The organism is Nostoc sp. (assembly GCF_035638895.1).
Classification (GTDB): Bacteria; Cyanobacteriota; Cyanobacteriia; order Cyanobacteriales; family Nostocaceae; genus Nostoc.
The window spans coordinates 1-20,905 of record NZ_DASQZC010000363.1 but is presented as its reverse complement, the minus strand read 5'-3'; the positions used below and the strand labels follow the sequence as shown (position 1 = coordinate 20,905).

Sequence of the window (20,905 nt, the reverse complement as noted above, 5' to 3'; positions counted from 1 at the left end):
AGTACAGATCGGCAGAAATAGAGCAACCATTTAAAATCCTTAAAAATCCATCCCATAATACTTTTGACTTCCCTCAAGGGGCAGGCTTCCGCCTTGCGGCACTAGGTTTGTTGGTATGTCTCAATAAAATCCAACATAATTTTTTGATGCATATTGCCTAAAGGTCGCACTTCTCCAGCGTTTTGCGAATAACAGTTACCTTGGTAAATATTTTCTAGGGTCAATAATCCCATATCCCAGCCTTCATTCAAAACAAGTTGATTTAATTCCACCGAGAGTGGTGCATGAAAGACATGACGAACAACTCTTTCGTCGGGATAACAACCAAATTCACCAAAGGGTGGTAATATGTAGCCGATTTCTTCTATAATTTCACGCTTCACTGCTACCTCTGGTGTTTCCCCAGGTTCGATATGACCGCCAAATAGCGCCCAGTAACCAGGGTAGAGAATACCGGGGATGTTATCTCGCAGTTGCATAAGAAACTTGTTTTTTTGGTAGAGAATTGCGATCGCTACATGTATCGGTTGATTGTTCATGTCTTATTTTTAATTGCTAATTACTCTTCTTCTAGATAAACTTCCCCCAATTCTTTACCAGCTAAAGGGATACTTCGGTAGCGAATTTTACCTTTAATAACGACTTGTGCCCCCTGGCTTAGATTTTTTTGATTGGTGACAACCCAAATTTTGCCAGTTGAGTCATTAATTTGATAAGCCCACTGCTTCATCAAAGGAGCTTTCTTTTCCACCTTACCTTGGATGTAAACTGTAGCCTTATTGTCTTTTTCTGGTTTAATTTCTCGAATTGGGGTGACATTAGTACCAATTGTAAAATTAGTCCCATTCAAGCCAGACGAGGTTAAACTACCACAACTACAAAGTCCCACCACCAATAAAAAAATCAACCCCAGGCGGTAGGAAACAATACTGTGCCCGTACAAGAACGGAAGAGACATTCTCGTTTGTTGCATGAAAGCCACCGATTGACCAAATTTTTGCTTCACTGCTTGTGTCGCCAGTTTCATCAGGTCTGTTCCCATCTATACTATTCTCTGCACTTTCAGAAACACACTCTCAACTGAGCAAAAAATGTTCTGAATTCATCCTTAACTCTTTATTCTTCAGATCACGCCATTGATCTGAGAAAATAAAAATTATGGATTTACTGTGGGAAAAACGCTACGACACCGATTAAGAGGCAGGGGGCAGGGGGAAAGAAAGACTTGTTGCAAGTATTTTGACAAAAGGCGAATATAGCTGGGAATTCTCATGGAAACAAAAACTGCCAAACTCCTTGATGGTAAAACTTTAGCTGCAAAAATTCAGCAAGAACTTTCTGTTGCCATTACACAATTACAACCAAAAATGGGGCGATCGCCTGGTTTAGCAGTACTGATGGTTGGCGATAATCCAGCCTCAGCTGCTTATGTTCGTAATAAAGAAAAAGCTTGCGCTAAAGTCGGGATCGCCTCTTTTGGTAAGCATTTTCCTGCCGAAACTACCTTTGAGGAGTTAGAAGAAGTCATAGCTGCACTAAACCACGATGAACGAGTGGATGGTATTCTTGTGCAGCTGCCCTTACCTAACCACTTGGATGCTGTAGCTTTGCTACATCAAATTGATCCCGATAAAGACGCTGATGGACTACACCCAGTTAACTTGGGGCGACTAGTCCGGGGAGAAACTGGTTTACGCAGCTGCACCCCGGCTGGTGTGATGCGGCTTTTAGAAGAATATGAGATTCCTTTGCAGGGAAAACAAGCAGTAGTAGTGGGACGCAGTATTTTGGTGGGCAAGCCAATGGCACTGATGCTACTAGAAGCTGATGCTACAGTCACGGTCGCTCACTCGCGATCGCATGACCTCAAAACTATCACCCAAAATGCTGATATTCTAATTGCAGCAGTAGGCCGTCCCGGACTGATCACTGCTGACATGGTAAAACCGGGCGCTGTTGTGGTAGATGTGGGAATGAATCGCGTCACCGATGCTAGTGGCAAAAGCCGTTTAATTGGCGATGTCCACTTTGAATCAACAGCTGCTCTAGCAGAATTTATCACCCCCGTTCCTGGTGGTGTTGGCCCTATGACTGTCGCCATATTGTTGCAAAATACATTTGCCAGCTATTCCAGGCGGCAAGAGAAGAAAAAGAGTGAGGAGTAATGAGTTTAAAAGTTAAGAGTTATTAATCTTAATTTTTGTACAGACGCGATTAATCGCGTCTCTCCTAATTCTTCATTTTTTCAGCGCCACAGCACCTTAAAATTGTGACGTATAAGACAAAATCCCAAAATGTCAGGAATTTAAGAATGGTAGCAACTGATAACGTTCAAAAGACACCACCAGAGGAAGCCACATTTAACTTAGCAGCTTATCTGAAAGAGCGCCAAAAGCTTTGTGATACTGCTTTAGATAAGGCTATCCCCATCATTTATCCAGAAAAGATTTATGAGGCGATGCGCTACTCGTTATTAGCTGGAGGCAAGCGTGTACGTCCCATTCTTTGCCTTGCTACCTGTGAAATGATCGGTGGAACCATCGAAATGGCCATGCCAACGGCTTGTGCTGTAGAGATGATTCATACAATGTCATTGATTCATGACGACCTACCGGCGATGGATAATGACGATTACCGTCGTGGGAAGCTGACGAATCATAAAGTCTATGGCGAAGATGTAGCGATTTTGGCTGGCGATGGCTTGTTAGCTCTCGCTTTTGAATTTGTTGCCATTGAAACCCCTCAAAGCGTTAAGAGAGAGCTAGTCTTGCAGGTTATTGCTCGTCTTGGTCGGGCGCTAGGGGCAGCTGGTTTAGTCGGCGGTCAAGTTGTCGATTTAGAGTCGGAAGGTAAATCAGATATTTCCCTAGAAACGCTAAATTTCATCCATCAACACAAAACAGCCGCTCTTTTGGAAGCGTGCGTAGTTTGTGGCGGGATCATAGCTGGGGCATCACCTGAAGATGTGCAACGACTGACCCGTTATGCTCAAAATATTGGGCTAGCATTCCAAATCATAGATGATATTTTGGATATCACTTCTACCCAAGAGGAATTAGGCAAAACTGCGGGTAAAGACCAAAAAGCCCAGAAAGTCACCTATCCTAGCCTTTGGGGACTTGAAGAATCTCGCTCAAAAGCCCAAGAGTTAGTTAAAGCAGCTTGTGCGGAATTAGAACCATTTGGAGAGAGAGCCAAATCACTCCAAGCGATCGCTCATTTTATAATTAGCCGTAATAACTAGTGACGCTTTGGGTAATTCGTAATTCGTAATTCCTATACCGCAAGCGTTTCATTGATTTGGAATGGGTGGTTTATTTACGCCATGCTATACTACACCGTCTAACGAAATTCAAAATTCACTCATATCAAAATCCAAAAAGCTTTTAACTAAGCTTTTGGGTGAATTTGAATAGTTGGTCTATTTCCACCGTGATGGACTAGGTTAATTTTGGATTTTGGGTTGAATCTAGATGTTTCCTCAACCAACAACTGCTGCTAATATTTACTAACCTAACCAAAATACCATGCAGGACATAGGCAACATTTTAGACAACCGGGTGCTGCTGGTTGCTCTGATAGCTTGTTTAATTGCTCAAGCCCTAAAGCTCGTAGTCGAGATCGTCAAAAATCGCAAACTGAATGTGCGTGTTTTAGTGACAACCGGAGGTATGCCCAGCGCCCATTCAGCTTTAGTTACAGCTCTAGCCGCAGGTGTAGGGCAAACACTCGGTTGGGCATCTCCTGATTTTGCCGTTGCGATGATTTTTGCCATCATCGTCATGTATGATGCAGCCGGAGTTCGCCAAGCAGCTGGTAAGCAAGCTCGTATCCTCAATCAAATGATTGATGAATTATTTCATGAAAAACCAGACTTTAGCCAAGACCGTCTGAAGGAATTACTTGGACATACACCAGTTCAAGTAATAGCAGGGTCGGCTTTGGGCATAACCATCTATTGGTTAGCTAGGTCTGCTTATTAGTCAATAGTCTACAGTCTACAGTTTATTAACGAATGACTAGTGACTAATGACTAATGACTAATGACTACAACCGTACAGTTGAGCGCAGCAAAATTACCTTACGACTATCTACTATGCTGGCAACAAAACCGCCATTGTTCAGTTTCTGCAAGGTGTTGTATGCTTCAGTTTGGTTAGTCGTATAAACTGCCAACAAGTAAGGGCGTTGTCCATAAGAAACAAAACCTACGTTCCCTCCCACTACTTGTTGCACACTATTTACTAGTTCTGGACGGTTGTAATAATCTACCAGCACTGCATAACCTTCTCCTAATGCTTGAGGATTATAAGCTGTCTGCTGAGGCTGCTGTAGCTGCTGTGCCTGCTGTAGCTGTGCCTGTTGCTGTGGCTGCACATCTGGCGTTGTTGGTCTAGTGGTGATGATGGCAGACAAGCCAACAATATTGCTGACATACCTTGCCCATCGATTGGCATCATCAATTTTATTAAAGCCCCCTATCCGGGTCACAGTTTCGTTGAGATATTTGCAGTTAATCGTCTTCAGTTCTGGTGGTAAGGCACTACGCAACTGCTTTTGATTATCTGCTGTGGGACTGACTACCAGTAAAAGATACTCACCCGCATTTGGTGGTTGACAAAGGGGGACGGTTTGTTGGGCAAAGACAGAACTCATGCTACCAATCAACCCTACGTAAGCGAAGCTCATCGTAGACATCGCTAATCCTAAAACACTTGGTAAAATCTGAAATCTATGCACAAAAGTTAGATTATGTAAATCAAGGTGTCTTAGAAGATTTTATAAGAAAAAAGCTGAAAACCCAGTTACTTCAGTATGGGGATAAAATGAGTGTCAAAAAATATATTTTTTTACTCAAAAAGAAAACTAGGGAGTGGGGAGTGGGGAATAGGGGGCAAGGGAGAAATTTTCTCCTTTTCCCCCTGCTCCCTGCCTTTCTGCCTCTTCCCCATGCCTCATGCCTAAGAGACGGCAGCCAACGATGCCAATGCATCTGGTATTGTCTCAGAAGGAGCCTGGAATTCACCAGTACTGACGTATTCTAAACGCAGTTTTAACCAAGTAATAAATTGGGGATTAGTAGAAATAATTGCTACTGCTGGTTGAGGACACTTTGCCTTTAGCTCTGAAAACTGCGGTGTCTCCAAAAAAGCTGGTTGCTGAACCAACCAAAAATCTATTTGTTTTTCTTGTTCGTGGTAGTGGCGGGTACGTTCTTTGAGAACTTCGTGTGTCGGTTCTTCTTCGAGAAGAAATTTTTTACTGGCTAAAACGTAATAATATGTTTGCATTTTCATCCTTATGGTTGCTACGTGAATAATTTAAGGGCACAGTGCTGCACTCTGTACCCCTAAAAACTAACTCTTGTGGGATTTCTTGAACCAAGAACTGAACGGACAAGCACTTCCCTGCTTTTGGGCATTTATCTGTTTGCCACCAGATGTTAGCTTTTCCAAGAACAAATTATTGTCGAAGTAATGTTCCAAGGAAATAACCTTTAAGTCATCGGTAACTTTTGCAATGCTCATGCCGATAATTTCTACTGTCTCTCCAGTAGGTGCATGGCCTTTGTATTCTCCTTTAAAATGTCCCCAATGGCGCCACTTAAATGTGACGTTTGGTGGCCCTGAGAAAACTTCCAGCACTTCCCAAGGAAATCCTTGGGGAAATGTTGTGTGGAAGACTTTTGCGGATGATTCAAAGCTTTCTTCTGAAGCCTTGTAGTGTTCTGAATCAGCCATAAATAAATTGTAAGTACCTTGGGCTGATACATCTGCTGCTGTGTACTCTACTCCGCCATTGGTACTTACACGAAACTTGTCATTTACAATAGATAACCACTCTTGCGGGTTAGCTTTAAAGGATACCTCCATCTCGAAGGTTCGCACCAAGTTTTGCACGATCGCTTCCAGTGTACCTTCAAGGTGATTATAGGTACTTTCTTGAGCGAGATTCTCTTTGGAACGGGAATAATCAGGCGGTGTCTGATAACGCCACTCTACATCAGTGCTTTCTGCTATCACCTTATCTCTATCCTGTACCCAAAGCGGCAGGTTGTTAGACTGTGTTGCGCTCATAGAAGTTTTTGCTGAAGGTTTGCTCTCAATTTCTAGATTTCGCAGTAGACAACCCTCTTTTAAGATATGGGAGTGGGGAGTGGGGAGCAGGGGAGGCAGGGGAGGCAGGGGAGGCAGGGGAGGCAAGAAAAAATAACTAATTCCCAATGCCCAATTCCCTATTCCCAATGCCCTATTCCCTATTCCCTATTCCCTACTCTCTAATCCCTCTTATAGCTTGTTTCATCTCATGGACTGCCCTTTCCATGCCTACTAATGCTGCCCGACTGATGATGGTATGACCAATGTTCAGTTCTTCTATACCTGGAAGCGCAGCTACCGGATAGACGTTCCAATAGGTGAGTCCATGACCAGCGTTGACTCGCAATCCAGCTTGAATTGCTTGTTCACACCCCTTAGCTAATATGGCTAATTCTCGCTGGCGATTGGTTTCATCTTTAGCCTCAGCATATTGTCCGGTGTGCAATTCTATAAATCGCGCCTGCACCTTGACAGATGCTTCAATTTGTGCTATGTCAGCATCGATAAATAAACTAACTGGAATGTTAGCATTTTGCAATTTATCGACTATCTCACCTATTCTAGCAATTTGGAGGGTAATATCTAATCCGCCTTCTGTTGTGACTTCTTCGCGCTTTTCGGGGACTAAAGTTACATAATCTGGTTTGATATCGAGAGCGATCGCTAGCATTTCATCTGTAGCGGCCATTTCTAAATTAAGATGCGATCGCACTGTTTCTCGCAATATACGCACATCCCTATCTTGGATATGCCGCCGATCTTCCCGCAGATGCACCGTAATCCCATCTGCACCCCCTAATTCTGCCAGCACCGCCGCCGCCACGGGGTCAGGTTCCACTGTCCGCCGTGCTTGCCGGATAGTGGCGATATGGTCAATGTTAACGCCAAGTGTAGGCACCCCAAATTTCCCCCAAATCCACAGTCCTCAGAATTTGATTTTACCGGAAATACTGGTCTTGCATAGCGAAGTAGTCAACATAATTCATTATTTGGTCAAAGCGAAGACTAAAAGCAGAAGGCACAGGAGTAAAGTTATGCTCTGCGTTGGCAAAGTATCAAAGACCCATTAATGGAGTTCTAATAGGACTTAAACACGACTTGAAACAATGTCTGCAACAGTATAATTCTGGGACGATCGCACTTCTAGAATGCACAAATTTGCCCAATTTACTGTTAAACATTATTAGTACATATTATTACTAGATTCTTTTTTTACTTTGTCCACTGTATAAATGCTAGAATCCTCAAGTAGATACTTAGGATACTTAGGATACTTAGATGCCAGTTGTAGCTAACTCAATCAAGTTTGGTACAGACGGCTGGCGGGGCATTATTGGTGACGAGTTCACCTTTGAACGCCTAGCCCTGGTCGCGCCAGTTGCCGCAAAAGTATTATATAATACATATTTTTCTACGGTGGGTAGCCGGACAATAATTGTCGGTTACGATCGCCGATTCATGGCCGAAGATTTTGCTCGTGCTGTTGCTGATACTGTCACCTCTGTCGGATTTGATGTGCTACTGAGCGAAAACTTTGCCCCAACCCCAGCTTATAGTTGGGCAGCAAAACAACTCAATGCTTTAGGGGCGCTAGTCATTACAGCTAGCCATAATCCTGGTAAATATTTGGGGTTAAAAGTTAAGGGTTGTTTTGGTGGTTCGGTGCCGGAAGAAGTCACAAAAGAGATCGAAGCGCAGTTGTCAGTTGGAGTACCATTAGCAGCTACTCCAGGCAAGCAAGAGAAATTTGATCCTTGGCCCAGTTATACTCAAGCATTAGAAGGTAAAGTTGATATTGTCAAAATTCGAGAAGCGATCGCCTCTGGAAAATTGACATTATTTGCCGATGTTATGCATGGCGCGGCGGCTGGCGGATTGGCGAGACTATTAGGCAATCAAGTCAAAGAAATCAACTCAGAACGCGATCCCTTATTTGGTGGAGGTGCGCCGGAACCCTTGCCGAAATACCTTTCAAAGTTATTTGAAGTCATCAAAACTCACCGAGAAAGAGATAAATCAGGTTTAACTGTGGGGTTGGTATTTGATGGGGATTGCGATCGCATTGCGGCTGTAGACGGGGAAGCCAACTTCCTAAGTTCCCAAGTTTTAATTCCGATATTAATCGACCATTTAACCTTGCGGCGCGGCTGTAAGGGTGAAATAGTCAAAACTGTTAGTGGTTCCGACTTAATGCCCTTGGTGGCAGCACTACATAACCTGTCGGTATTTGAGACAGCAGTTGGTTATAAATACATCGCTGACAGAATGTTAGCAGCAAAAGTTTTGCTGGGCGGTGAAGAGTCGGGAGGAATTGGCTATGGCAGCCACATACCCGAACGCGATGCACTGCTCTCAGCATTATACGTTTTAGAGGCGATTGTAGAATCTGGTTTGGATTTAGGTGAGTATTACCGCTACTTGCAGAAACAAACAGGGTTTATTTCAGCTTACGATCGCATTGATTTACCCTTAGCAAGTATGGAAGTGCGATCGCGTCTTTTGCAACAACTGCAAACCCAACCCTTAACAGAAATTGCTGGGTTAGCAGTAATTGATTGCCAGACGATTGACGGCTACAAGTATCGCCTCGCTGATAAAAGCTGGTTAATGATTCGGTTTAGCGGTACTGAACCAGTTTTACGCCTCTACTGCGAAGCCCCGACAATTGAGCAAGTGCATCAAACTCTTGCTTGGGCGAAACACTGGGCAGAGTAAAATTAGTGAGGAGTTGAGAGTTAAGAGTTAGGAATTAATTAACTCATAACTCATCACTCCTAACTCCTAACTAATAATTTGTAATTCATGACATTACTTGTAGTAGCTACAGGAAATCCAGGTAAGTTGCGGGAAATGCAAGCTTATCTGGAAAATTCTGGTTGGGAATTAACCCTTAAACCTGAAGAATTGGAAATCGAAGAAACGGGCGAAACCTTTGCCGCCAACGCTTGTCTAAAAGCATCACAAATTGCTAAAGCGACAGAAAATTGGGCAATTGCTGATGATTCGGGCTTGCAAGTAGATGCTCTAAATGGCGTACCAGGGGTATATTCTGCACGTTACGCCAAAACCGACTCAGAACGCATTGCTAGGCTATTGAGGGAATTAGAAAACGAGGTAAATCGACAAGCTCAATTTGTTTGTGCAGTAGCGATCGCTCGTCCTAATGGTGCGATCGTATTAGAATCCGAAGGTATTTGTCGCGGCGAAATTCTCCATGCACCGCGTGGTGATGGTGGTTTCGGCTATGATCCAATTTTTTATGTACAAGAGTTGCAATTGACCTTTGCTGAGATGACACGGGATCTAAAAGGGTCAATTAGCCATAGAGGCAAGGCTTTTACAGCTTTACTTCCACAGCTAGAGAAAATTAAGAGTTAGGAATTAGGAGTTTAGATTTATGAATTTTACTAAATCATCACTTAATTTAGTCTTGACTCACAAATCATAACTCCTGTACAGACGCGATTAATCGCGTCTCTACTCATAACTTTTTTAAACTGCTTCTGTGTTCTTTTCGCCGGTGCGAATCCGAATCACTTGCTCAACAGGCGAGATGAAAATTTTACCATCGCCGATTTCACCAGTGCGGGCAGCAGCAATAATTTTGTCCACCACCATATCAACTTGATTGTCATCAACGACGATTTCCACTTTGAGTTTCTGTAGAAACTCAACGGTGTACTCAGAACCGCGATACCGTTCAGTTTGGCCTTTCTGGCGTCCGAATCCCCGGACTTCAGAAACAGTCATGCCGACAATACCAGCGTTAACCAAGGCAATTTTTACCTCATCTAGCTTGAATGGGCGGATAATAGCTTCTACTTTTTTCATCTTTTTGACTCCTGACTTCTACTAGCTTCGTTTATATATCTAACCAGATCCTTTGTCTGAAGCTGTAACTAGCAGTGCTTTTCCTAAAATATATGTAATAATTGTCACTTTTTTAAAGTGTAGATGCTTTGCTTAAGGGTTTGGGACATGAAAAGCGGCAAGGATTTATTAATTAGATAATCTTTAAGGTTGTAACATAAACAAGTTGCTGTCAATTTAGCATTTTATGTAGCTTTCATAACCTAAAAATAAATAAATTACGCCATTTAGCAGATATGCTCAGATATTTTAGAGAATGATTGCAGAGAAATTGCTCGGTAGCTTGCAAGCTTGGTGCTGCTGACTGTGGGAGTGTCAACTAACGTTTCTGATGTTCAAACAAGGGACGCACAATGAAATATCCAGCACTAAAGGCAGTAAGCATGATTAACAATATGGTGATAATTAGCCACCAGCCATTGAGTTCCTTAGCATCTGGCTCAGTAGTGGGATAATAACTTACTTGTTGCTCTTCTATATAAACTGGTTGTGGTATCGGAAAATTCATTTCCATTACAGGTGTAGAAAAGTCTTGGCGGCTTTTTTTGGGTGGTGTTTTGGGAGTAACGGGTGGATGCGAACGAGAAACCTGCTGAGGTGGACGCGCTTGTGTTACTGGCACTTTAGCAGCATTTTTGTCATTAGAAGCTTGGGGAAATTGGTGATAATCAGGCGCAGTATGGGAATCCACAAACTTTTGTAAATGAGAAAAAGACTCAACAACTTTGGTAATTTCTTGGCGTAATAGTTGATTTTCTTGTACTAATTGCTGATTTTTGGTGGTAAGTGCATCTAGCTTCGCCTGTGTTGCTTGCAACTCTGTTGACAATTCCCTATATACAGAAAGTGGTACAGAGGGAGGAGAAGCTTGAGTAGCCGGTGTTGGCGAATTCCTGTGAACTGAACCTATGGTTGTTCGCATCGGGGACTTGGTATTAAAAATCAAAGTAAGTAGGTCGTACAGAGATGCTAACAAAGATAGTCAGCCCTGAAACTATGCCCAAGAATAATAGAAAAATGCTGAAAGAGCAAAGATTTAGTATTGGGAATCGAGAATTAGGTATTGGGGATTGGTACTAAGAAAACTTTTCCCTAGTCCCCAATCCCTAGTCCCCAGTCCCCAGTCCTAACAATGGGAAGAAATGTCCTACAGGGCCTTGCCCTTCGCCAATATCTAGGGCGTAAGTGAGTGCAGTAGTCACATACTTCTTTGCCTCTTGTACTGCCTGCCACAAGTCTTGTCCTTTGGCCAGATTAGCAGCGATCGCAGCCGATAGTGTACAACCAGTACCGTGGGTATTATTTGTCTCTACCTGCTGGCAAGTCAAAAGTTCCAACTTGTCCCCATCAAACCAGATATCAACACCACGTAAGTCTCCCTGCATACCTCCGCCCTTGACTAAAACAGCCTTCGTCCGTAAAGTCTTGTGAATAATTTCAGCAGCAGCTTGCATATCCTCCAAGGTATTAATTTGTAAACCGCTTAAAATCTGGGCTTCGTAGCGATTCGGCGTGATCACAACCGCCTTGGGAATCAGGGCATGGCATAGAGTCTTTACAGCATCATCATCAATCAATTGTGCCCCTGTACGTGAAACCATTACCGGATCAACTACTAAATTATTGATTTGTAAAGCTTCTACCTGCTGGGCAACAGCAAAGATAATTTCCTGATTAAGCAACATTCCCGTTTTGGCAGCTTGTACGCCAATATCCTCAACTACTGCCTGAATTTGCGCCACAACAGCCTCTGTTGGCATGGCATCAACCCTTTTGACTCCTAAGGTGTTTTGTGCCGTGATGCAGGTTATGGCGCTAGTACCGTGGACACAGTGAAAAGCAAAGGTACGTAAATCAGCTTGAATTCCTGCACCGCCACCGCTATCTGAACCAGCAATAGTCAAAGCAACAGGTATTCTAAAGTTTATTTGAGTGTTCATATTATGAAGATTAAGTAAGTTGGCACCATCAAACCAAACTATCTCAAAGATTGATGAACTAGACCAAAACCTTCTTCTTTCCAGCCTCCTTTGCGATCGCAACCGCAAAAATTTACGATAACTTGACTTAAAAGTGCTGTTAGGGGTAGCAGGGCGTTTAGTAAAGAAGGCATCGCTTCTTCAAAAATTTTTAGAGAAATTTCATCAAAACCTTGCACAAATCGCTCTCCGCTCCCATATCACTCTGAAAATTAACAGGACTCCAGCACGACATCTCCATAAAAATTTTGACTTTATTGTAAAAAAAATAACTATATTCAGAATATTTACTGATTTCCATCTGCTATGTAAAGGTTAGTTTTAATACATGAGTTCACGAGGCTCAGTTACACCGCTTACAACAAGTTCAACCAAGTTGTTACATTAGTTCCCTTTAAGTTAAGGGGTAAACCTACTAAAGTTTCAACTTTGACCACTCAATAAAACGCAGAGATGATAGAAAACGTCTTTAGCTTTGCGCTGCCTTGTCTGCGTGCAAATTGTCCGATTACCCTCAATAAAACACTGACGATTGACGGTATCGACATCCCTACTTTAACCATCAACGGTTAATAAGATAAAAATTTTCAGTTTTATAACTGTTTTTCTACAAAAAACGCGATTTCAAGTTGCGCCACCGGAAAGGGCGGGTACGCCATCACACAACTGCGACTGTCTTGAAAAGTCCAAATAAATTACCCATTCAAATAATTACTTAGCAACATAGTTTCTTGCTGAGAACTTAGTACCAATTCACCTTACAAATATTCGGAGTTAATCTCATGGCTGGCAACACATACTACGTTTCTGGAACAGGCAGTGATAAAAATGATGGTTTGAAAGAAGGATCTGCATTTCGCACCCTCCAAAAAGCCGGGGACTTGGTGAAGGCAGGTGATACCGTCTACGTCATGAATGGTACTTATACAAATATTTACCCTAATATCCTGAGTATTTCAGATAAGCACGGTACCGCTAGTGCGCCGATCACATTTACTGCTTATCCTGGACACACACCTGTTCTAGAAGCACACGAGAAAAATTGGAATGCTGTCTCAATTACAGGCTCTTCTTATATAGTCATTAATGGACTGAAGCTCGTAGGAGCACGAGATGATACTACATTAGAATATGCGTTAGAGCATAAAGATAATTTGAACAACCCAGCAACATCTGGGAATGGTATTAACGTTACATATATTGATGGCGTAGAAAAACAACGTTCACATCACATCACAATTAGCAATAACAACATTTCTAAATTTCCAGGAGGCGGGATTGCAACAGCAGAAGTAGACTACATTACAGTAAAAAACAATGTGGTTTCTGGAAATGGTTGGTACTCACCTTTTGGAACCCAAGGAATTACAATGCTTCACCTTTGGAATTCCGATGAAAACGTAACAGATTACAAAGTAATTATTAAAGATAACACGGTCTTTGATAATAAACAATTAGTTCCTTGGATTAATGCCGGAAGAGTAACAGAGGGTCATGGAATAATGCTTGACACTTCTTCTATTGGAAATGTTGCTTACACCGGCAAAGCCTTAATCAGTAAGAACTTAATTTATAACAATGGTGGCGCAGGTATTCAGATTTTCAAAGGAGAAAACCCTGTAGACATTGTGAATAATACAACTTACCAGAACTCACAAGAAATCTCAGACGGAGAAATTTTCCTTAACAGTGCTAAAAATGTTCGAGTCCAGAACAATATTATGTATGCAAGCAACGGAGAGTCTGCGACTTCTGTTGTTAGTTCTACTAATGTTTCATTTGATAATAACCTTGCTTACAATGGACTTTTTAAAGGCACAGGTTCAGGAAACGTTTTAAACAAAGACCCGTTGTTTGTTAATGCAGCGAATCGTGACTTTAGGCTCAAACCTGGAAGTCCTGCTATTGATGCTGGTTCCAGCACCTTCAATAGCATCACTAAGATTGTTCCCCTAGATGGCGATGGCAACGGCAGTGTATTAACTGATATTGGTGCATACGAAGCCCCTACCGATAACACTCCTACCCCCGAAATTGAAGTTCTCAATGGCACAGTTGATATTGCAGATAACAGCACTACTGCCATTAACTTTGGTGAGGTCGTTGTTGGTAGCACTGTAACTAAAACTTTTACTATTAAGAACATAGGTATAGCTGCACTCAACCTGAGTAACCTCAAACTCCCCAACGGCTTTAGTTTGGTAGGAACTCTTCCAGCTACTTTGGCTGCCAAGACTTCAGCGAATATAACAGTGGCACTAAATACGACTATTGGCGCAACCTACACTGGCAACTTCAGTTTAACCAACAACGATGTTAACGAAAGCCCCTTTGACTTTGCTATTAGTGGTAAAGTGAACGCTCCCGAAATTCAACTTTTCAATGGCACAGTTGACATTGTAGATGGCAATACTAATGCTATTGACTTTGGTGAAGCTGCTTTTGGCAGCTACGTAACTAAAACTTTCACCATTAAAAACACGGGTAAAGCTGCACTCAATCTGAGTAATCTCGAACTCCCCGACGGCTTTAGTTTGGTAGGAACTCTTCCAGCTACCTTGGCTATCAATAATTGGACGGATATAAGGGTGGCACTCGATACGAAAACACCTGGAACATATTCTGGTAGATTCAATTTGATCAACAACGATCCTAACGAAAGCCCCTTTGACTTTGCCATTAGCGGTAAAGTAAAGCCCGCTCCTACCCCTGAAATTCAAGTTCTCAATGGCACAGTTAACATTCCAGATGGCAGCACCACTGCCATCGACTTTGGCAACGTCACTTTCGGTAGTACCGTAACCAAAACTTTCATCATCAAGAACATCGGTACAGCTACGCTCAACCTCAGTAATCTCAAACTTCCTAGCGGCTTTAGTTTGGTAGGAGCTTCTCCATATAGTGTGGCTGCCAACGATTCAAGAAGTATAACCGTGGCACTCAATACGAATATACCTACACCTGGAACCTATAGTGGCAGCCTCAGTTTGACCACCAACGATAGTGACGAAAGCCTCTTTAACTTTGCTATCACTGGCACAGTTAAACCCCCTCTTGCTAGCGAAATTTATCTTCTCAATGGCACTGAAAATTCTGAGTACTTAAAAGGCCATGCCCCAGCTAACAAGATTTATGGGTTTGGCGGTAACGACAACATTGTAGGTAATGTAGGAAATGACCAACTTTTCGGAGGCGACGGAAACGATACTCTCTGGGGCAATGATGGTAATGATCGGCTGTATGGCGATAGCGGCAATGACAGACTTTCAGGTGATAATGGTAACGATACGCTATTTGGTGGTATGGGTGATGACCAACTATTGGGGGGCGCAGGCGATGACTGGCTTTATGGAGGCAGTGGCAAAGATGTACTTACAGGGGGTTATGGCGCTGACACTTTTGTGTTTGCTTCTGGTGACGGCACAGACTCCATTACTGCCTTTGAAATAGGTAAGGATAGAATTGCCTTGTCAGGAGGTCTTGAGTTCGGTCAATTGTTGATACAACAACAAGGAAGTCAAACCTTCATTATGGATAGTTCTGACAATCAAGTGTTGGCGAAGTTGGATAATGTCACTGCAAGTATACTTTTGGCTCAACCTTCCGCTTTTATCACTATTTAGTTGTCTCTTTTGATAACCAAGTCTCTTCTCTTCTTAGGCTACGCCAACGGAGCAGGTGTAGAGGAATAACTAGACAAAGAAGATTTAATATTGAGCAACTAAATTCTTTGCTAGGCTTCCCTACACCCTATCCTTATAATGGGTTGCGTTCAAAAACTGGCATTAGTCTCTTGAAATTCTCCCTGGCCTTTAGGTACAGGGATTTTAATTATCACTCATTAAGTTTTCTCTTTCATTGAGTCCCCTTGCAAGTATGAGTTCCAGACAAAAGTCTTTTAACGACTATTACTTAATGAGGACGCTGGCAACACTCCAGCAAACTCTAGAAAATCACTAATCGCGCGAATTTTGCCACCAATTGACAACTTGACACATTTGGAGGAGTTTCAAACAAGGTCATGCTTATCCTCAAGCTCGTTGAGGTAGGATGATGGGCCGTCAAGTGAGGTATATAGCAAGGTAATCATTAAACATGAAAGAAAGGACTTCCCCTGCTTTCTTACGAGTCCGGTAATCCCCTCTGATATGTTAGTAGAGTTACATTGAGGACATTCACACTAAAATCATGACATTTCAGATTATTAAAGCCAAGTACCCGTTTGGGTATTATTGAGAAGCAAAAGGTCGAGGCGGTTTGGAGTCATGATTACGATGAAAAGTTACTCGCTTGGAAGTACTAAAGCGATCGCCTGTAATCATCCAGACTATTTTTCCTGCCTACAGTTGTGATACAACAAATCATTGCTAGTTCAGTTAAGCTGGCAACAGCAGTTTCATCCTCAAAACAATGACAGCAAGTAGTCCCACAATTTTAGCCCTAGACTTTGATGGAGTCATATGCGACGGACTAATTGAATATTTTGAGGTAGCATGGCGTACCTACTGTGAAATTTGGTCTTTTGCTAACGACACACCACCAGATGATTTGGCTTTAAGATTCTATCGCCTACGACCTGTAATTGAAACAGGTTGGGAAATGCCCGTTTTAATCAAAGCCTTGGTAGATGGAATTCTTGATGATAAAATTCTTTATGAATGGGCAAGCATCGCCCCAAAACTTTTGTTAAACGACAAGCTGCAAGCAAAAGAAATTGGCGCAAAACTAGATAAGCAACGAGATAAATGGATTACCACAGATTTAGATGGTTGGCTAAGTCTACATAGATTTTATCCAGGTGTAATAGAAAAAATCAAATTAACTCTTGCCAGTGGAGTTGATCTATACATTGTGACAACTAAAGAAGGGCGTTTTGTCCAACAATTGTTACAACAAGAAGGAGTGAATTTACCAGCAAAATCAATTATTGGCAAAGAAGTCAAGCTTCCTAAATATGAAATTTTACGAAATTTAAAGCAGGAAGCAGAAAATAAGGCAGTTAGTCTCTGGTTTGTAGAAGATAGACTCAAGACTTTGCAGTTAGTCCAACAACAAGCAGACCTTGCAGAGGTAAAGCTCTTACTCGCAGATTGGGGTTATAATACCCAAGCAGAACGAGAAGCCGCCCAAAATGATTCGCGAATTCATCTGTTATCACTGTCTCACTTTTCTAAAGATTTTCCTACTTGGCTTTAAATAGATGAAATACGTTGCAATAATCTCTTGATACCTTTACCCTAAAAGGGCTTGTCATTGTCTAGATTTCTGTAATAGTCAAATTCTTGCGTTTCCCGATATCCCGCCAGGAACTTAAGTTCCTGGCTAATAACCCAAGTCCACTCAAGTGGACTGAAATGATTTATTTAGTCGTCTGAAAAAGTTTTAATTATTAGTTTCGGAATTTATTACGAGGCGAAATGGTAAAGAAGTGGGATAGATAGCAAAGATTAGAAACCAGAAGCTTACGTTTTTCAATTTAGGTGAAATAATAACTCATAACTATTCACTTCTCACTCAGCACTTACTTTTATGCTTGACCTTACAAAACTGGCGCGACAAATGCAGGGTTTAAGTCAGCATCTTACTTTAGAAGCTGTTGCCAGTCGTCAGCGTTTAGAATTGGCGCAACAACATCTAAAAAATGCTTATGAGTCTCAACAAGATTTAATTGATCGCCAGGAAAAATGGCGCGATCGCATTCTCTTTGCTAATGCTACCCCAATTGAGCCGTTAGAAACCTGCATTGATATCCCAGTTCCTCCAAAAATTCATACTGTCATCGCTACCGATGGCTCCCAAATTGCCCCTAACCATCACGAAATTGCTTACTGTTATCTTTTAAATATCGGTAGAGTAGTCTTACATTACGGTCAAAATCGCCATCCGTTACTAGATAGTTTGCCAGAGGTTTTTTACCGCCCAGAAGATTTATATATGTCTCGGCAGTGGGGAATTAGAACCGAAGAATGGATGAGTTTTCGTCGCACTGCTTCAGAAACAACGGTATTGGCAGAACTTGCATGTGCAGCGAAAGGGGAAGCACCAGCATTGGCGATGGTAGATGGTTCATTAATTTACTGGTTTTTAGAACAATTACCGATGGATGCACGCGATCGTATTTTACCCCCCATCCTGGAAGCTTGGCAGCAAATGCGTGATGCTCAAATTCCCCTCATGGGCTATCTTAGTGCCTCTCGCAGCATTGAGACAATGAACTTTTTACGGTTGTTAGCTTGTCCTCATCCAGTACCAGATTGTAAAACCTATTGCCCAAATCAGCTAGAAAAAGTAGCTTGTAAAATTTTTGAACAGTTGCGAGATACTTCTGTTTGGGCGACCCGACTCAAACCAGGACAACGCAGTACCCTGTGGCGCAGTAATTCCCCCATTCTTGAACTCTACGGAGACCAAACCATTTACTTTTGCTATGTCCACGTTGGCACCGAAATCGCCCGAATCGAAGTCCCAGCATGGGTAGCAGAGAATGTAACCATACTAGACCAAGCATTGGGGCTAATGCTAGCACAAGTGCAAAAAGGATATGGTTACCCAGTAGCGATCGCAGAAGCCCATAATCAAGCAGTGGTAAAAGGTGGCGATAGAACACGTTTCTTTGCCCTCCTCGAACAACAAATGATTAAAGCTGGTCTAAAAAATGTAGGAACTTCCTACAAAGAAGCCAGAAAGCGCGGCAGTATTGCTTAGGAACCTCCAGAGTAATCTATTTAACATCCAGTTAGCCTTTAAATATACGGGTCTTGAAAATGGCGATCACATTTGGACTAATAGTGAAATGAGCCTGCTACAAGCTGTTTGCGATCAACTAGCGATCGCCATCGATCATGCACAACTTTATACCCAAAGTCGCTCTGCTACTTTAGCTGCTCAAACTCAAACCGAAAAACTCACTGAAACCTTGCATAAATTGCAGCAAACTCAATCTCAACTGCTCCAGAATGAAAAAATGTCTAGCTTGGGACAGTTAGTAGCTGGAGTTGCCCATGAAATCAACAATCCAGTTAACTTTATTCATGGCAACTTAACCTATGCTAACGAATACTTTCAAGAGATGTTAACTTTATTGCACCTTTATCAGCAATACTATCCCAACCCCCAGACAGAAATTCAAGATTTTGCTGAAAAAATTGATTTAGGATTTATTAGCGATGACCTTTCTAAACTCTTGTCTTCAATGAATATGGGTACTAATCGTATCCGTGAAATTGTTTTAGGATTGCGGAATTTCTCTCGTCATGATGAAGCAGATAAAAAACTAGTTGACATTCATGAAGGAATTGAAAATACACTATTAATTTTGCATCATCGCTGGAAAAATAATGGCATTGGGCTGGATATATGCATTGTTAAAAAATATGGTAAATTGCCCTTAGTTGATTGCTTCCCTGGGCAGATTAATCAAGTATTAATGAATGTTTTGACTAATGCGATCGATGCTTTAGAAGAGTCAATGGTCAATTTAAAAATAACTTATAAACCGCAAATTATAATTCGGACTAAAATTTTAGATAGTAAATTTGTTGTAATCCGAATTGCTGACAATGGATTAGGGATGGAGGAAGACGTTAAAAAACGCTTATTTGATCCTTTTTTCACCATAAAACAGGTGGGTAAGGGAACAGGGCTAGGACTGTCAATTAGCTACCAAATTAACATGGTGGAATTTTAACTTGTCTATCAGAACCAGGAAAAGGCACAGAATTCTGGATTGAAATTCCAATTTAAATAGGCTTTAATAAGCCCGACAGAAAAAGTCTGGCGGTTTTACTTGCATTTTTTTAGACTTTGATCCTGCTGAAATGTAACATTACACCGATTTTGCAGTTGGATTATTCAGATTATTTATTTTAAAGTACAATCCTCATACTCAAATCCAACCACTTCGACTGAGTAATCGGCGCACTGCTAGAAATATAGTCAACACCCGTTTCTGCTACACTGCAAATAGTTTCCAAAGTTACATTTCCAGAAGCTTCAATTTTTACCCGGCTATCCTGCTGGCGAATCAACTGCACTGCGTCACGCATCATATCCAAAGGCATATTGTCCAACATGATAATGTCAACTTTGTACTGCAAAGCTTCTTTCACCTGCTCTAAACTTTCCGTCTCTACCTCTATAGTCAAGGGGTAAGGAATCTGAGAACGAATACGGGTAACAGCTTCTCCAATTCCCCCAGCCGCAGCAATGTGATTATCCTTAATCATTACCGCATCATCCAACCCCATGCGGTGATTAATCCCCCCACCCAAAGCAGTCGCATACTTTTCCAACAGTCTCAGCCCTGGTGTAGTTTTACGCGTATCCACCAACTGAGCAGGTAAATCAGCAATTCTCTCTACATATATATTAGTCAGCGTAGCAATCCCACTCAACCGCATAGCTAAGTTGAGCGCGACTCGTTCCCCCATGAGTAGGGCATCCAGCGAACCATGAATTTCAGCTACTACTTGTCCTGGCTCACACCATGTACCTTCAGCTGCAACCGCCACAAAGCTGACTTTTTCATTCAAAATCTGGTACACCCTAGCAGCAACTGGTAAGCCAGCAATAATCCCAGAAGCTTTAGCAATCCATCTAGCCGAGCCGAGCGTCACATCTTGTACGAGTAGCGAATTAGTAGTGCGATCGCCCCTGCCAATATCCTCCAACAACCAGCCATGCAAAAGTGGATCTAAAACCAACCAGGGCGGCAAAATAGCAGAATTGCTCACAAATCTATTGCTTCCTTAGTAACTTCCAGAAATACTATAGCTTAAAACTCTTACTCTGTAAGGCTTTGATAAATAATCAAAAGTTGTTCCAAAATATTTTTGGAAAAAGAGTTGACACAAGGAGTTGTGTTCGTTATATTGAATAAGTGCCTGAAGCGGAGCGAACAAAAGCGACGCTTTGAGGTGAACCGAACCTTGAAAATATTATAGTTTGAAAGCGAAAAGA

Annotated in this window: 19 protein-coding genes and 1 pseudogene; 9 read left to right on the top strand and 11 right to left on the bottom strand. The window is 42.0% G+C overall.

Annotated elements, in window-relative coordinates:
* Positions 1-101 precede the first annotated feature (101 nt).
* Together VE944_RS17805 and VE944_RS17800 are read right to left on the bottom strand one after the other, a co-directional pair.
* Entirely contained in the window at positions 102-539 is a 438-nt protein-coding gene (locus tag VE944_RS17805) for an NUDIX hydrolase (RefSeq protein ID WP_229556453.1), read from the bottom strand.
* 20 nt (positions 540-559) lie between these two features.
* Positions 560-1,042 (bottom strand): hypothetical protein, encoded by a 483-nt coding sequence (locus VE944_RS17800; protein ID WP_324979582.1) that lies wholly within the window; start codon positions 1,040-1,042, stop codon positions 560-562.
* Between the two features lie 229 nt (positions 1,043-1,271).
* On the opposite strand from VE944_RS17800, the gene folD reads away from it, so the two are divergent.
* The 3 genes from folD to VE944_RS17785 all read left to right on the top strand — a co-directional run bounded on the left by folD (position 1,272) and on the right by VE944_RS17785 (position 3,983).
* Complete coding sequence (gene folD / locus VE944_RS17795) at positions 1,272-2,165, top strand: bifunctional methylenetetrahydrofolate dehydrogenase/methenyltetrahydrofolate cyclohydrolase FolD (protein ID WP_324979579.1); 894 nt, start codon at positions 1,272-1,274, stop codon at positions 2,163-2,165.
* A gap of 146 nt (positions 2,166-2,311) precedes the next feature.
* Positions 2,312-3,244 (top strand): geranylgeranyl diphosphate synthase CrtE, encoded by a 933-nt coding sequence (gene crtE / locus VE944_RS17790; protein ID WP_324979576.1) that lies wholly within the window; start codon positions 2,312-2,314, stop codon positions 3,242-3,244.
* Between the two features lie 283 nt (positions 3,245-3,527).
* On the top strand, positions 3,528-3,983 hold the full coding sequence (locus VE944_RS17785; protein WP_118170665.1) for a divergent PAP2 family protein: 456 nt from the start codon (positions 3,528-3,530) through the stop codon (positions 3,981-3,983).
* Between the two features lie 64 nt (positions 3,984-4,047).
* Here the strand turns inward: VE944_RS17785 and VE944_RS17780 are convergent, their stop codons facing one another.
* The 4 genes from VE944_RS17780 to VE944_RS17765 form a co-directional block, all read right to left on the bottom strand.
* A complete protein-coding gene (locus VE944_RS17780) occupies positions 4,048-4,740 on the bottom strand; it encodes a hypothetical protein (RefSeq protein WP_324979569.1) in 693 nt (230 codons plus the stop codon).
* A gap of 221 nt (positions 4,741-4,961) precedes the next feature.
* Positions 4,962-5,291: an MgPME-cyclase complex family protein gene (locus VE944_RS17775; RefSeq protein WP_324979566.1), complete on the bottom strand. Its 330-nt coding sequence runs from the start codon at positions 5,289-5,291 to the stop codon at positions 4,962-4,964.
* A gap of 66 nt (positions 5,292-5,357) precedes the next feature.
* On the bottom strand, positions 5,358-6,077 hold the full coding sequence (locus VE944_RS17770) for a SnoaL-like polyketide cyclase (RefSeq protein WP_324979563.1): 720 nt from the start codon (positions 6,075-6,077) through the stop codon (positions 5,358-5,360).
* 193 nt (positions 6,078-6,270) lie between these two features.
* Positions 6,271-6,996, bottom strand: a complete 726-nt coding sequence (locus VE944_RS17765; protein ID WP_324979560.1) for a pyridoxine 5'-phosphate synthase — start codon at positions 6,994-6,996, stop codon at positions 6,271-6,273.
* 380 nt (positions 6,997-7,376) lie between these two features.
* Between VE944_RS17765 and VE944_RS17760 the strand changes: the two genes are divergently transcribed.
* Both VE944_RS17760 and rdgB read left to right on the top strand, forming a co-directional pair.
* On the top strand, positions 7,377-8,813 hold the full coding sequence (locus VE944_RS17760; protein WP_324979557.1) for a phosphoglucomutase/phosphomannomutase family protein: 1,437 nt from the start codon (positions 7,377-7,379) through the stop codon (positions 8,811-8,813).
* Positions 8,814-8,900: 87 nt separating this feature from the next.
* Positions 8,901-9,476: an RdgB/HAM1 family non-canonical purine NTP pyrophosphatase gene (gene rdgB / locus VE944_RS17755; protein WP_324979554.1), complete on the top strand. Its 576-nt coding sequence runs from the start codon at positions 8,901-8,903 to the stop codon at positions 9,474-9,476.
* Positions 9,477-9,590: 114 nt separating this feature from the next.
* Here rdgB and VE944_RS17750 read toward each other — a convergent pair whose 3' ends face one another.
* The 4 genes from VE944_RS17750 to VE944_RS17735 all read right to left on the bottom strand — a co-directional run bounded on the left by VE944_RS17750 (position 9,591) and on the right by VE944_RS17735 (position 12,126).
* Positions 9,591-9,929 carry a P-II family nitrogen regulator gene (locus VE944_RS17750; protein ID WP_012410794.1) on the bottom strand — a complete coding sequence of 113 codons (339 nt, stop codon included), beginning with the start codon at positions 9,927-9,929 and terminating at the stop codon, positions 9,591-9,593.
* Between the two features lie 358 nt (positions 9,930-10,287).
* Entirely contained in the window at positions 10,288-10,890 is a 603-nt protein-coding gene (locus tag VE944_RS17745; protein WP_324979531.1) for a hypothetical protein, read from the bottom strand.
* 184 nt (positions 10,891-11,074) lie between these two features.
* On the bottom strand, positions 11,075-11,908 hold the full coding sequence (gene thiD / locus VE944_RS17740) for a bifunctional hydroxymethylpyrimidine kinase/phosphomethylpyrimidine kinase (RefSeq protein WP_324979528.1): 834 nt from the start codon (positions 11,906-11,908) through the stop codon (positions 11,075-11,077).
* 38 nt (positions 11,909-11,946) lie between these two features.
* Complete coding sequence (locus VE944_RS17735; RefSeq protein ID WP_324979525.1) at positions 11,947-12,126, bottom strand: hypothetical protein; 180 nt, start codon at positions 12,124-12,126, stop codon at positions 11,947-11,949.
* A 603-nt stretch (positions 12,127-12,729) separates the two neighbouring features.
* Between VE944_RS17735 and VE944_RS17730 the strand changes: the two genes are divergently transcribed.
* The 4 genes and pseudogenes from VE944_RS17730 to VE944_RS17715 form a co-directional block, all read left to right on the top strand.
* Positions 12,730-15,570, top strand: coding sequence for a choice-of-anchor D domain-containing protein (locus VE944_RS17730; RefSeq protein WP_324979523.1), 2,841 nt, complete (start codon positions 12,730-12,732; stop codon positions 15,568-15,570).
* A 787-nt stretch (positions 15,571-16,357) separates the two neighbouring features.
* Positions 16,358-17,143, top strand: coding sequence for an HAD family hydrolase (locus tag VE944_RS17725; protein WP_324979520.1), 786 nt, complete (start codon positions 16,358-16,360; stop codon positions 17,141-17,143).
* Between the two features lie 333 nt (positions 17,144-17,476).
* Complete coding sequence (locus VE944_RS17720) at positions 17,477-18,652, top strand: DNA double-strand break repair nuclease NurA (RefSeq protein WP_324979517.1); 1,176 nt, start codon at positions 17,477-17,479, stop codon at positions 18,650-18,652.
* A 67-nt stretch (positions 18,653-18,719) separates the two neighbouring features.
* Positions 18,720-19,690: pseudogene (locus tag VE944_RS17715) on the top strand (sensor histidine kinase); the annotation flags it as partial.
* A gap of 122 nt (positions 19,691-19,812) precedes the next feature.
* On the opposite strand, the gene nadC reads toward VE944_RS17715, so the two are convergent.
* Positions 19,813-20,679: a carboxylating nicotinate-nucleotide diphosphorylase gene (gene nadC, locus VE944_RS17710; RefSeq protein WP_324979510.1), complete on the bottom strand. Its 867-nt coding sequence runs from the start codon at positions 20,677-20,679 to the stop codon at positions 19,813-19,815.
* Positions 20,680-20,905: the final 226 nt, after the last annotated feature.

Coding starts and splice junctions, on each gene's coding strand:
- VE944_RS17805 (WP_229556453.1), bottom strand. CDS start 539: ATGAACAATCAACCGATACATGTAGCGATCGCAATTCTCTACCAAAAA.
- VE944_RS17800 (WP_324979582.1), bottom strand. CDS start 1,042: ATGGGAACAGACCTGATGAAACTGGCGACACAAGCAGTGAAGCAAAAA.
- folD (WP_324979579.1), top strand. CDS start 1,272: ATGGAAACAAAAACTGCCAAACTCCTTGATGGTAAAACTTTAGCTGCA.
- crtE (WP_324979576.1), top strand. CDS start 2,312: ATGGTAGCAACTGATAACGTTCAAAAGACACCACCAGAGGAAGCCACA.
- VE944_RS17785 (WP_118170665.1), top strand. CDS start 3,528: ATGCAGGACATAGGCAACATTTTAGACAACCGGGTGCTGCTGGTTGCT.
- VE944_RS17775 (WP_324979566.1), bottom strand. CDS start 5,291: ATGCAAACATATTATTACGTTTTAGCCAGTAAAAAATTTCTTCTCGAA.
- VE944_RS17770 (WP_324979563.1), bottom strand. CDS start 6,077: ATGAGCGCAACACAGTCTAACAACCTGCCGCTTTGGGTACAGGATAGA.
- VE944_RS17760 (WP_324979557.1), top strand. CDS start 7,377: ATGCCAGTTGTAGCTAACTCAATCAAGTTTGGTACAGACGGCTGGCGG.
- rdgB (WP_324979554.1), top strand. CDS start 8,901: ATGACATTACTTGTAGTAGCTACAGGAAATCCAGGTAAGTTGCGGGAA.
- VE944_RS17750 (WP_012410794.1), bottom strand. CDS start 9,929: ATGAAAAAAGTAGAAGCTATTATCCGCCCATTCAAGCTAGATGAGGTA.
- VE944_RS17745 (WP_324979531.1), bottom strand. CDS start 10,890: ATGCGAACAACCATAGGTTCAGTTCACAGGAATTCGCCAACACCGGCT.
- thiD (WP_324979528.1), bottom strand. CDS start 11,908: ATGAACACTCAAATAAACTTTAGAATACCTGTTGCTTTGACTATTGCT.
- VE944_RS17730 (WP_324979523.1), top strand. CDS start 12,730: ATGGCTGGCAACACATACTACGTTTCTGGAACAGGCAGTGATAAAAAT.
- VE944_RS17725 (WP_324979520.1), top strand. CDS start 16,358: ATGACAGCAAGTAGTCCCACAATTTTAGCCCTAGACTTTGATGGAGTC.
- VE944_RS17720 (WP_324979517.1), top strand. CDS start 17,477: ATGCTTGACCTTACAAAACTGGCGCGACAAATGCAGGGTTTAAGTCAG.